This window comes from Psychrobacter sp. Arc29 (genome assembly GCF_041431175.1).
Lineage (GTDB): Bacteria > Pseudomonadota > Gammaproteobacteria > Pseudomonadales > Moraxellaceae > Psychrobacter.
Map to the genome: position 1 here is coordinate 136,223 of NZ_JASMRR010000002.1, position 13,781 is coordinate 150,003.

Genomic DNA, 13,781 nt, shown 5'->3' on the forward strand with positions numbered 1-13,781 from the left:
CTATGCTGAATTTGTAAGCAATCAATACAAAGTGTTCATCTGCTATAGAACGGTAAATTATAGAACAAGCAGTCTTTATAAGATATAAAAAAGCCCCTATCTGGTTGAGATAAGGGCTTGCTATTTAGCAGTCTACATACTTTAATCATAGTTGTTAATGATTAAAAGACAAGAGTGATTAGATTTTGCCGTGACACTGTTTGTACTTGAGCCCTGAACCGCAAGGACAAGGGGCATTACGACTGATATTCATACCAGCATACGGGTTTGGCTCATTGGCATTGGTGCCACTGGCTGCCATAGCAGCGCCAGCTGCTGCCGTACCACTAAGGCTGCGGCTTTGTGGTTGCGGCTGAGCGGCTGCACTGTTTACGTTGCTATCTAAATTATCTACGTCATTATGTTCAAACTGCATTTGCATATGCGCAGCATTCTCACGCTGCTGAGCTTCCAACGCCTCTAGCTCTTCTTTGGTTGGGATATGAACACGTGATAAATCTTGTACCGTTTCGGACTTTATCGCCCCAAGCATCATTTGGAACAATTCAAATGATTCACGCTTGTATTCCTGCTCAGGGTTTTTCTGCGCATAGCCGCGTAGATGGATACCTTTACGCAGCTGATCCATCTGTGTCAAATGCTCTTTCCAATGCTTGTCTAGACTCTGTAGCATAAAGTGACGCTCAAGCTGGGCGGCGTCTTGCTCACCCATTTGCTCACGGCGACTGTGATAACGGTCTATGGCTGTTTGGATAATTTTAGCACGCAGCCCCTCTTCATCTAGGCGGCGGTCTTCATCTAGCCAATCATTGATCGGCATCGTGATTTTAAACTCGTCCTCAAGCTCATCTTCTAATCCGTCAATGTTCCACTGATCGTCGATAGAGCCAGGAGGAATGAACTGGTTGATCATGGCGTTATAGACTTCATGATGCATCACTTCAATGGCTTCTAATAAGTCCATTTCGGCAAGCAAATCATCACGCTGACCATAGATAACTTTACGCTGCTCATTGGCGACATCATCGTATTTCAATAGGTTCTTACGCGCATCAAAATCGCGACTCTCAACTTTACCTTGCGCGTTTTCGATCGATTTTGAGACCATCTTGTGCTCGATGGCTTCGTCTTCTTTGAGACCCATGGCACGCATCATATTAACCACGCGATCGCCTGCGAAGATACGCATCAAATCATCTTCGAGCGATAAGAAAAAGCGTGACATCCCAGGATCACCCTGACGACCAGCACGACCACGTAACTGGTTATCGATACGGCGTGATTCATGACGCTCAGAGCCAATGATATGTAGACCGCCAGCCGCAACAACTTGGTCATGCTTCACTTGCCACTGAGACTTTAGACGCTGCATTTCTTCTTTACTGACGCCATCAATATCTTCGATAAATGACTGCCAGTTACCACCAAGGATAATATCCGTACCACGGCCTGCCATGTTGGTGGCGATCGTCACTGATTTTGGGCTACCAGCTTGTGCGATAATCTCAGCTTCACGCTCATGCTGCTTGGCATTTAGAACGTTATGCTTGACGCCTTCTTGATCGAGCAAATAAGACAACTCTTCACTGGCTTCAATCGTCGCCGTACCGACCAATACTGGCGCACCTTTGGCTTGAATCTCTTTAATCTCGCGGATAATGCCTTTGTATTTGCCTAACTTGGTTAAGAAAATCTGATCATCCATATCGATACGAGCAATCGGCTCATGCGTTGGAATGACGATGACATCTAGATCATAAGTAGATTTGAATTCTGCTGCTTCAGTATCAGCAGTACCCGTCATGCCAGACAGTTTGTCATAAAGACGGAAGTAGTTCTGGAAGGTCGTGGTCGCAAGCGTTTGGTTTTCTGCTTGGATTTCAACGTTTTCTTTGGCTTCTACTGCTTGATGCAGACCTTCTGACCAGCGGCGACCAGGCATTGTACGGCCCGTGTTTTCATCGACGATGACCACTTCGCCTTCATCGACGATATAGTGAACGTTTTTGACAAATACATGATGCGCACGAATGGCTGCTTGAACGTGAGCTAATAACGGCAAGCGGCTTGGGCTATATAAGCTTTCGTTTTCACCCAGCTCGCCCACTTCGATTAAGAAGCGCTCAATTTTTTCGTAACCTTTTTCACTAATTTCAATCTGGCGATTTTTTTCATCAATCCAGAAATCTTCTTCTTCATTATTCTTATTTGCTTCTTCATCTTTTGAACGGATCAGCACAGGAATAATGGTATTAATCAGCGCATACATGCGTGATGAATCTTCGGCTTGACCCGAGATAATCAACGGCGTACGAGCTTCATCAATCAAGATTGAGTCGATTTCATCGATAATACAGAAGTTTAACGGACGCTGTTTTTTCTCTTTTAAACTAAAGACCATGTTGTCACGCAGATAATCAAAACCGTACTCATTGTTGGTACCATAAGTAATATCTGCTTGATATGCTGCGATTTTTTCTAATGGTGGCTGCTGTGAGTAAATAACCCCAACCGTCATACCTAAAAAGCCAAACAACGGACGGTTCAACTCCGCATCACGGGCGGCTAGATAATCGTTGACCGTGACCAAATGAACGCCTTTACCACTAATGGCATTGAGGTACATGGCCAAGGTTCCCATTAGGGTTTTACCTTCACCTGTTTTCATCTCAGCGATTTTGCCTTCGTGCAAGGTGATACCACCGATCAGCTGCACATCATAGTGGCGCATACCATTGACACGCAATGAGGCCTCGCGGCAGACGGCAAATGCCTCTGGTAATAGCGCATCTAAGCTTTCGCCTTTTTGATGACGCGCCTTAAACTCTTCGGTTTTTTGTTGTAGTTGCTCATCAGACAGGGCTTGTATCTCAGCCTCTCGTGCGTTGATCTTGCTGACCACTTTACGCATGCGTTTTAGTTCGCGGTCATTTTTGGTGCCAACCACACTGCCTACAATCTTTGATAACATAATTTTTTGACCTATGGAATATTCGATAATTAGTGCGCATTAGCCAAAGCTTAGCTCGTGGCCTTATCATTACCCGACTAAGTACTACCTAATTTAGTATCGCCCAATTAAGTGTGCCGTCATTATATATGGTTATGGCGCTGATGGATACAAGGGCAGCGAGTAGATATTTGCCAAGGCAAAAACCGAGCAGGACGTGTTAAAATAGGCGCTACTTTATTCAATCTCTTGGTTTTTTTGGCATTGTTGTTCGCTGACTACGACTAAACTTTATAAAAGGCACTGGGTGCAATCCAGTCCAAACGTCGTCGTGCAATGCGCCTTTGATGAGCACTTTTCTAAAACCAATTGACACAAAGAATCGATAAATAAAACGCATCTAAGCACAATAAGAGACTCTGCATGACCGTAAAGCCGTCCGTCCAAAATCATTCATCTATTTCTACTCAATTAGATAGTGCCTTATCAAAACCAAATACATATGACTGTTTAAGCATCGGCGATACCGTCTATAACCTAGCGGATCATACGCCAATGATGGTGCAATATCTAACCATGAAAGCCAACTATCCACAAGCATTGCTGCTGTACCGGATGGGTGATTTTTATGAGCTGTTCTTTGATGATGCTAAGCGGGCGGCGCAAATATTGGACATCACATTGACGCGTCGTGGTACGGATAAAGCAGGCAACACGATAGCGATGGCGGGCGTTCCTTTTCATGCAGCCGATAGCTATATGGCACGCCTCATCGCGGCTGGGCAAACGGTCGTCGTCTGTGAACAAATTGACGAATCAACAACTGGCAATGCTGGCAGCGCTAATAATAAGGCCAATGTCCCTACGATGGGCGACAAGCAAAAAAAAGACAAAAGCAAATCGGCGGCTGGTAGCATCATGCGCCGTGAAGTGGTCAAAACGCTGACGGCAGGAACTATTACCGATGATGCACTCATTGCACCAAACCATACACCGACTGTCGTTGCTATCGATATTGCTCATTTAAAAACACAAGATAATAGCCAGACGTTACAAGCAGCTGTTAGCCAAATGGACTTGGCTGCAGGTACATTGACCACTCAGACGTTAATAGCAGATAAAAACGATATAGATGGGTTGCAAACTCAAATGCTGACGGTACTTGCACGTTTTGCACCCAGTGAATGTATCATTAGCGAAGCACTCAGCGATAGCATTGGTGGCACTGATGCAGAGTGGATGCTGTGGTTACGGCAACATCTAGACTGCCCTATTATAGAAGTCGCTGCCAATGACTTTCACCGTGAGCATGCCAGTGACACGCTGTGTCAGCAGTTTGAAGTACAACGTCTTGATGGTTTGGGTATCACAGATAACCTGCTGGCGCAAACTAGCTGTGCTGCGCTTATTCATTATGCACGGCAAACTCAGCAGCGCCATGTGCCACAAGTTAATCAGCTGATCGTTGAATACAGTGACGATTATTTGATTATCGATGCCAATAGTCAGCAAAACCTTGAGCTATTTGCCCCAGTCAGTAGTAGTGGTACTTCGCTAATATCCGTACTTAACCATTGTCAAACGCCAATGGGCAAGCGACTTCTCGTACAGCAAATGAAGCGTCCACTGCGACAGCATGCGCGCATCAATATGCGTCTAGACGCGATAACGTCCCTATTGAATGCGGATGGTAATTCGAATCAAAATTCAGAAAATAGCTCACTGGTCACCAGTTTACGCGATACGCTACACACCATTGGCGATATTGAACGAATCAGCAGTCGCATCGGGCTGATGAGTGCCAAACCTCGTGATTTACGCAAGCTTGCCGATGGTATCGCGAGTAGCACTCAACTTACGACTCTATTGATAAATTCAGGCATCAGCCACGAGCATGCTGGATTATTACCGATGTTAATGCAACAATTGCCCGCTCAACTGCCAGCCGTTCAATCTGTCGCTGAGTTAATCGAGCGCGCTATTGTCATTGAACCACCTGCACATATCCGTGATGGCGGAATGCTAGCAGCGGGTTATGATGACGAGTTCGACCGCCTCACTCATCTCCATGACAATATTCAAGTGACATTGGACGAAATGGTAGAGCGAGCGCGTCAGGACAACCAACTACCGAGTCTAAAAGTTGGCTTTAATAAAGTCAGTGGCTTTTACTTTGAATTACCTAAGATGCAAGCAAAGAATGCCCCTGCCCACTTTATCCGTCGGCAAACGCTCAAGAGTAGTGAGCGCTTTATCACTGATGAGCTAAAAGAGGTCGAGACAGAATATCTGAGTGCGCAATCTTTGGCATTGGCTCGCGAGAAAACACTGTACCAAGCGCTGCTCAACCAATTAAACGAACATTTGGCTGAGCTACAACAACTGAGCGCTGCTATTGCCCAAATAGATGTGCTAAGCAATTGGGCGCAGCTTGCGACCATGTATCATTGGCAACGCCCAGTTATGGGAGGAGCTTCAGAAAATCAAAATAAATCTATAGCCGAAAATCAGACCCATATTGATATACGCCAAGGTCGTCATGTCGTGGTCGAAGCGGCCTTAAATCAAGCGAACGCGAACAATCGGAACGGTGCTGCATCAAGTACAAACCATTTTGTCGCCAATGACTGCGTGCTGGGTAGTGCTCATGCTGATGAAGGACATCCTGAAAGATTACTCCTCATCACTGGTCCTAATATGGGTGGTAAGTCTACCTATATGCGTCAAACGGCGCTGATTGTTTTGCTTGCTCATTGCGGGAGTTTTGTGCCCGCCGAGCATGCACATATTGGTGACATAGATCGGATATTTACCCGTATCGGCTCCGCGGATGATTTAGCTGGTGGCAAATCTACCTTTATGGTTGAGATGATAGAGACGGCCAATATTTTAAACCAAGCAACGAACAAATCACTGGTCTTAATGGACGAGGTCGGACGCGGCACTGCCACCACTGATGGTTTGGCAATCGCTCACGCCTGTGTCAATCGTCTAGTCGAAATTGGCTGCCTGACGTTATTTGCCACTCATTATTTTGAGCTGACGCAATTGGGACAGACAAGTGACGAGATTCGTAACGTCCACGTCGCCGCCAGTGAAATCGATGGTAAACTGCTTCTCCTTCATCAAATCAAGGAAGGCGCAGCAAGTTCAAGCTTTGGATTGCATGTTGCGAAGATGGCGGGTATCCCCGCACAAGTATTAAATGATGCCAAACGTTACTTAATAGACAATCTAAAAGCAGAAAATAAAAAAACTATTGATGATAAAAATGACTTAGCTAAGTCAGTAACGGATAAACAGTCGGAATCTAACAATGATGTCGTTCTAGAACCACAAAGTAGTTACGCGATACAATCACCAAATATAGTGGATAATCTAAAGCAAAATCAGTTATTTAGCATAGAAGACGAATTGAGCGCCATTGATCCTGATAGCCTGACCCCTAAACAAGCGCATGATTTAATCTATCATTTGAAAAAAATCATTAGTCATTAAAGGGAATTGTCAAATAGAGGTAAAGGCGCTAAAATACGCTTTATTTTCGGCTATTCTATTTAGCCAAAAGCCAAATCAATAACAGGTAGACATTACTATGACCTTTGTCGTTACAGATAACTGCATTCTTTGCAAATACACCGACTGTGTAGAAGTCTGTCCTGTGGACTGCTTTTATGAAGGTCCAAACTTTCTTGTCATCGATCCTGATGAGTGTATCGACTGCGCACTATGCGAGCCTGAATGTCCGGCCAATGCCATCTTCTCAGAAGATGAAGTACCCAAAGGCCAAGAGATGTTCACCCAGCTAAATGAAGAGCTGGCGCAGAAATGGCCGAACATCACTGAGATGAAAGAGCAAATGCCAGAAGCAGCTAAGTGGGATGGTGTGGAAGGTAAGATTCAGTATTTAGAGAGGTAGCTGATTCGACAAATTTAATTTGAGTTTTTAAAAGAGCCAAACATCATGTTTGGCTCTTTTAGTATTTATTGTGAGGTGAAATCATAACAATATATCTATAGTCAGCGAACTACTAAACCGCTACGGTGTTACCCTCTCTAGAGGTACGATATGTACAATCTGCGGTCGGCTGTCTTGTAGCTGTTTTAGATTTCTTTGACTATAAGTACGCTATTTTAAATTTATTCCCAAGGACGTAAATCTACTATCTGTAATGGCGTTCCCGAAGCATCTAATAAAACAACCATATCAACCTCGCTTGTTTTTAAACCTAAATAGCTCCTTGCATTAGAATAGTGGTCTACTGTATTCGAAACTACTGATTTCGAATTATAATCATTGAGCTCAGATATTGATTCAGAATTTTTTATAATTTGTTTCTTTGCTTCTGCAATATTGATATAACGCTCTGGTCGTTGAGCCAGTGATATATTACCCATTACCTCATCAAACATATTCTGTTCTCTCTCAGAGCTATCCTCAGCAATCTTTACGGCTACGTACTTAGGTCCTAGTAGACTGTGGTGATAATATTCGTTATCTACACGACTATCTACACTAACATCAAGCAGTTCATTATTTCTTACTAGCTCGAAGCGATTACTGTTAAACACCATCCAGACTGGTCTACCCTCAGCTAAGCTGTATATACCATAACTCAATGCCGATATCTGTAACAGTATTATGGTCATCAAATCAAACTTCAGTGATTTCTTATGTGCCTTATATACGATAAGCCCTAATATCGGTCCTACGATCACATCTGTCGCTAGCATAATAAGTACAATATGGGTAACACCAGTGGCTTTAGCTAAAGGTGCTGGATACCATACAGTAAATATCCAGCCCAAAACTAAGGTAGCGACAATCAAAGAGGCAATCAAATGTTTTATAAAAAACTTAATACGTGGTGACATACTTCCACCTTAATAAAATTTAATAAAATAGAGCTAACTGCTTTCCATCAAATAGCTATGGCTTGATGATAAATAACAATCAGAGCTAACTATAATTTAAAGCAAAAAAAAAGACTGGTAAACCAGTCTTTTTTTATTAATCTAACTTACTAATAGGTTAGTAAGTACCTTGACATGAACCAGGTAAGTACTTAGCCGGAATAGTCGTACCATCAGCTGGTAAACCACAACGCCATCCTGCAATAGTCTTACCACCATCAGTTGTACCTTTTAGAGCAGTTGTACCTGTCTGGATCGGTAGAAGTGTCAATGCATTCGTTTTATTGGTCAAAGCTGTCAATTTGGTTTCGTCGGCTGTGACAGTAATTTTACCATTCGCATCAACTACTCCACTTTTAACATATTTAGTAGGACTAAAAGCACAAGAAGTGGGTAGTACTTTGCTTATATCTACCGCTGGAGATGATTGAACTGTTTCTGTAATAGTAGTACGACATGAAGATGCTGCTAATACGACTTCTGAGACCTTAGCTTTAACTGTATAATCTTGATAAGCAGGTAGAGCAACTGCTGCCAAGATACCGATGATAGCGATAACGATCATTAGTTCGATTAGGGTAAAACCTTTTTGAGTGTTCATAAGAACTCCTTTTGAGATAATAAGAAAATAGCTTATTTACCAGCTTATCTTCAGTTATATAATTTATTTACTTCTTATCCTAAATAAAGCACTTATCATGCCAACCTGCGCATATTTTTATTTTCATTTCTAAATTAATGAGTAATACACAAGCTACATCTAATAGTGACATTTATAATCTACTCATACTCGCATATCATATTCAATGTTACTCATTACCTACTGAAAATTGTCAATTGATATATTTCAAGCTTAATATAATAACTTTATCTGACATTTTTTGTCAGTCGTACATGAAATATAGTCACAAAACTTATCTCCACTCGTCTCCTGTACCACATTTTTTATTCGAATCATCCCCCCGACATTTAATATTTTGATAATTCAGGCTGAGCTTACCATCATTCGCCATTTGACCAGCATTTTTAGGCGTGGCTATGATATTCCAATCCGAAGTGAGCGGATTAGGAGTAAAGCTTATTGTGTATAGAGCATCACCTTGCTTAGGATAGTCACCGCTCAACCCTGTAATTAGGGCGTTGCTATACGCACCTTGTGCCAGCTTACGGCTTTGTATTTCAGATGCAATATTATGCATCTCGCTCATCATATCGGTACGCTTAGTCTTAACAACATACTGCTGATAGCTTGGATAAGCAATTGCAGCCAATATTCCAATGATGGCGACGACGATCATTAGTTCAATCAATGTAAAACCAGACTGCTTTTTAAATACGTTGACTGTCGTGTCTGAGTCAATCTGCATCACCACTCTCCTTGACCCGTGCCACAGTCATTATCTCCTATTTTCACCTGGCTGTTGTTTTGACAGCTCAATCCTGTACTTGACAACATAAAATAACTCGCACTTTTGGTAATGCCTGAATCTCTGGGTTCAGCTAGCATTTTCCAGCTTCTACCAGTGGTATTGTCAATACCTGTAGTATTAGCTGGCACTAATGAGCTACTAGTATTTGCTCCATCTACTAACGTGATCTGATAACGATAATTGGTAGCATCACTACCTTGAGGGACATAGATGGTTGTGTTACCAGCATCATAGGTATAGGTCACCGTACTATTACCTGTAACTACCTTTGGCATAAATCCCTTATACGTTAATGCTGATGCTCGCCATCGTTCTAACTGTATCTCAAGCTGTAGCATTTTCGCTTGTACATCGCGCTCTGCATTCATAATCAGATACTGACGATAACTTGGGATTGCGATAGCAGCTAATATAGCGATAATCACTACTACAATCATCAGCTCAATCAGAGTAAAACCCGCTGAACTTACAGCAGGATTGCTCTTTAGACGTTTAGCCAAGGTAGTCACTCTACTCATCCTCTTCATAGAGCTCATACCATCTCTTTGGTATGAATTTATACTTTTCAGATCCCAGATTACTATCAGCGGTTTGTCTACCATTTGTCTCAACTACACTGTCAGACTTACCACCATACCCACTGGTACCGTCATTTACTACGGTATTGTTTGTTACCTGTAGACCAGCTTCAGTCGTTTGGTTTAACCCACCTGAGCCAGTGTTGCTGTTGTTCCTATTTGCAATTTTAACTTGGTCAGCCAATGATTGCGGACCTATAAGCAGTTTGACGTTTCGCTGGTCTTTGCTGTATGCCCCCAATGTCAACTCTTGTATTCCTTTACCAGCGCGAGTGTATCCTGCAGTCCCATCAAGTGATTCCGTATCCTCACATATACCGTAAGGCATACAGTATATTTGTCTCTCAGACCCCCCTACCACTCTAGCAGAGCAATTATCTGCCTGATCATAGACCATCTCTGGACTATAGGCAGTCGTATATAGTCTGCTACCGTATACTAGAGGTTCACCTACTGACTTCACTCCTTCTACACCACTATATCCATCAAAATAGCTGAGTGGATAACGCCATCCTGCATAGTCATATATATAGCGTTTCTTGGTGTCATCGTAAGCGCCTTTCGCTATCGTCTCTAGCACAGTTTTACGGTTAGTTAGATTTTTTAGCGCATTGTTTTGGTTAAACGGTAAACTAACTAAGTCGTTAATCTTTTTGTCTACTGTAGTCAAACTTGTGTCTGCATAGCTAAAGATACTCGGCTGAGCAATGTCATAGTCAAAGACATTAAATAGATAGTTAGGGTTGTCCGTATCCCTAAGCATAGATAGTGGTGTGCTACGATCTCCCGACGCAACGGTCACCGAAGCAAATATCTCTTGATAAGGACTGGTGTAAAAACTGACAATAGGTCTTTCATAGAATCGATAAGGCAATGTCTGCCCAGAGCTGGCGTCTAACACTCTAACCACTCGCTTCACTAAACTGGCATTTGTAGCACCTGAGTTCAGATCCGCGCGGTACACGCTACCGCCTAAATCTGCGTAATAAAGATGATCAATATTACCATCATCATCACGATCTAGTGCAGTTACCCCGCCTACTATACTGTGTTTCATACTCGTCACTTTAGTATGGTTTGTGCCGCTATCACTACCTGATATAGATGAGATAATACTGCCATCACTAGCATCTAGTATATAAACTGCGTTACCTTCTGCCTGTGTTTTTTTCTCACAACTTGTATTATCACCACTATTTTTTAACTTAAAGCTTGGATTTTCGTAGCACATATCATAGCCACCAGAAACAATGACTACCTCTTTAGACTCGAATCCTGATCCCTTTTTGACTCTGATTTTTGCAACTGTAGGCTCACTCCAAACTTGTCCTAAACGAGAAAATCCAGTATCAGTCGTATTTTTAGAGAATAAAAAGGTTGGTTTATCTTTCGTAGTTAGATCCAAGCCGTATACGCCTTTACCGCCCATTCTTAGGCCACCATACGCTCTTACTGACGTCGCTTTTACTTTTTTAGGCGTTCCTGAAAAATCATACTCTAGTACTGAACTACTCGTCCATGGTGCATCAACACCAAATACAGTCGTGCCTACAGAGCCTTCACTATCTGCTTTCAGTGCTTTTAGCTGCTGCTTAATAATAGTTTTGGGAATAAAAGCAAAGGTTTCCTCCCCTTTTTCTGCTGATACTAGGTGTAACGCACCGTCCATTGAACCAAACATAATATAATCATCACGATCTTTCTCATCGTTAGATATCTCACCTTCGGTTGTAAACTCTGCACCATATGAGACTTGTTTTGGCTTGGAATGTACGACGCCTCCTAGTACTCTTACTTCTTGAGTTGGTGGCGTTTTCACTATGTTATTAAGTGCCGTCGTTTGGCTCGCTGCCGTACCTAGAGCGGAAATAATTGTTACAGCATCTGTTGGTACGTTATAACCCAAAAAGGAAAGCAGGTAGAGCTTTTCTCTTATGCCATAATCTGAATCAAGTTGATCAAAACCTACTATAGTGCCATTTGTCACTTTAATATTTACTAGCTTAGCATTGCTACCAGTTCCACTCTCAACGTACACATTACGCGTAGTGCTAGCATTGGTTCCAACAGTTGGGGCTTTTAAACGTGCGTAAGCACCGCCTGCATAGATCGAATTATTTGCACTTATACCTTTATCATTTTTGTAATCTGTTGTGCTCCACACATCTTGAGTATTATTATTCAAATCGTCTGGAAAATCATCGCCATCATCATCTACATATAGTCTATTAGACTCGGCGAATGGGAAGGAAGACTTACCATATAGCGTACCTTGATAAACATTATATTTCTTCAAATTACCAGGCCATACGTATTGCGCGCCCGCAACTTTTGGCTCTAGCATCGGTAGATAAGCAAATGGCTGCAGATTAGTAGAGCTCAGTGGATCGTTAGGAATAGTGATAGTACCGGAAGGAGCTGTTTCGATAATTTGAGTCAGCTTAGCTGTAAAGCTAGACACACTAGCAGCCAGACTGTCTGCATCTGTCGTGTAGTAAAAACCACCGCCACCATACGCCTCACTACCTAGCTTACATAGGTTTTTGACGTGTGCAGAGGGAGTGATTGATGAGTTAGTATCTGTCTCATCGCAATGGTATACTGTTTTTCCAGCGCCATCTACTGAAGTCTTAATACCAGCAAACTCTCTACCAAACCCGACTGTAGCAGTCAATATCGAACGCTTAGCAGGATTGGTGACGTCTCGTAGTTTCTTGGCGTATTCACCCATACATGCCCAACCAGTACTGTTGTTAACATTGTTTAAACCACCAGCACAACTACCATCCAGACTCAATGAGCTACTATTACCCTTAAGACTTAAGTTCATTAAACCAGAAGCAATTGAGTTGGATGAACCGTTAGGTACACCATCTGTTAAAAAGTAAATACCATAGCCACTACACTGTGAGTCTGAAACAGGGGCGTTATAGTTCAAATAATTATTAGTAGCATCTTTCGCTTCTTGAGTCGATACGGTATAACCACTTTCTTCAGTGTCTTTTATTTCCTCATCACCTCCAACCATTTCTGAATAATAACCAATGGTACTACTGTCCTCATAAAAGTTATCAATTTTACTAGAAATCTCATCTCTAGCAACATCAAGATATTTATCTATTTTATTCCAACTACTATGATATTCTGTAGCAACTGTCTCGAATTGACTGTTATTACAGAAATAAAACTTAGCGCCCTTGTAAGGGCTAATAGTAGAACTGTTTCCAGAGGCACATCTTTGTATATAATATGGATAAGCCTTATAATAATTACTATAGTCTCCTCTAACAATCCTACCCAATACCTTGAGTGCCTCTTCCCCTTCTTTCAATTCAGTCGTAGTAGTACCCATCATATAGGCGCCGGCTTCTGCATAAGCATTCGCCGCTGGCGTATTACCACTTGCGCGAAAACCTGTTAGAGTAGCAATCAGTTTGGTACGTTGTACTTCATCAAGTTTACGTGCTGGTACTAAGATACTACCTGCTTTGCCATCAACCGATCCATTACCATCTTTGTCTACAGAGTATTGACCTAATCCGATTATATTATTACTTGATAATGTATAGTTGCCATTGGCATCTTTTTTTGTCAATAGCTCGGTTAAAGCCCTTTTTAATATGGTCAATCGAGATTCAGTACCAAAATCTACAGTACCCATAGAGCCTGAAGTATCAAGCATTAGTGTTAGTACAGCACCTCCTGATTCCGCTGCTTTATATATCTCTAAGTCACCTAAGTCATTTTTGCCTGCATTGACGGGCAGGGCTATCATAGAGAGCGCGACGGCATAACATAAAGGCTTAACAGACTGGCTAAGCTTAGAATATCGTAACTGATTAGGTATGAGCTTTTTTAAAATCATGATGAGTACTCTTATTCAACTACAGCTGTTAAAGGATCTAATGG

At 42.2% G+C, this 13,781-nt stretch carries 8 protein-coding genes; 2 read left to right on the plus strand and 6 right to left on the minus strand.

Annotated elements, in window-relative coordinates:
- Positions 1-178: 178 nt before the first annotated feature.
- Positions 179-2,971: a preprotein translocase subunit SecA gene (gene secA, locus QO189_RS03505; protein ID WP_371531544.1), complete on the minus strand. Its 2,793-nt coding sequence runs from the start codon at positions 2,969-2,971 to the stop codon at positions 179-181.
- Between the two features lie 402 nt (positions 2,972-3,373).
- Here secA and mutS point away from each other — a divergent pair, with 402 nt between their 5' ends.
- On the plus strand, positions 3,374-6,448 hold the full coding sequence (gene mutS, locus QO189_RS03510; protein WP_371531545.1) for a DNA mismatch repair protein MutS: 3,075 nt from the start codon (positions 3,374-3,376) through the stop codon (positions 6,446-6,448).
- Positions 6,449-6,545: 97 nt separating this feature from the next.
- Entirely contained in the window at positions 6,546-6,869 is a 324-nt protein-coding gene (gene fdxA / locus QO189_RS03515) for a ferredoxin FdxA (RefSeq protein ID WP_131393371.1), read from the plus strand.
- 221 nt (positions 6,870-7,090) lie between these two features.
- Here the strand turns inward: fdxA and tfpZ are convergent, their stop codons facing one another.
- From tfpZ to QO189_RS03540, 5 genes are all read right to left on the minus strand, one after another.
- Positions 7,091-7,825, minus strand: a complete 735-nt coding sequence (gene tfpZ / locus QO189_RS03520; protein WP_371531546.1) for a TfpX/TfpZ family type IV pilin accessory protein — start codon at positions 7,823-7,825, stop codon at positions 7,091-7,093.
- A 157-nt stretch (positions 7,826-7,982) separates the two neighbouring features.
- Positions 7,983-8,465 carry a prepilin-type N-terminal cleavage/methylation domain-containing protein gene (locus QO189_RS03525; protein WP_371531547.1) on the minus strand — a complete coding sequence of 161 codons (483 nt, stop codon included), beginning with the start codon at positions 8,463-8,465 and terminating at the stop codon, positions 7,983-7,985.
- 313 nt (positions 8,466-8,778) lie between these two features.
- Positions 8,779-9,231, minus strand: a complete 453-nt coding sequence (locus QO189_RS03530; RefSeq protein ID WP_371531548.1) for a type IV pilin protein — start codon at positions 9,229-9,231, stop codon at positions 8,779-8,781.
- Positions 9,231-9,812, minus strand: a complete 582-nt coding sequence (locus QO189_RS03535) for a prepilin-type N-terminal cleavage/methylation domain-containing protein (RefSeq protein ID WP_371531549.1) — start codon at positions 9,810-9,812, stop codon at positions 9,231-9,233. The genes QO189_RS03530 and QO189_RS03535 overlap by 1 nt, the downstream gene beginning before the upstream one ends.
- Positions 9,805-13,737: a hypothetical protein gene (locus QO189_RS03540; RefSeq protein ID WP_371531550.1), complete on the minus strand. Its 3,933-nt coding sequence runs from the start codon at positions 13,735-13,737 to the stop codon at positions 9,805-9,807. Before QO189_RS03540 ends, QO189_RS03535 begins: the two co-directional genes overlap by 8 nt.
- Positions 13,738-13,781 lie beyond the last annotated feature (44 nt).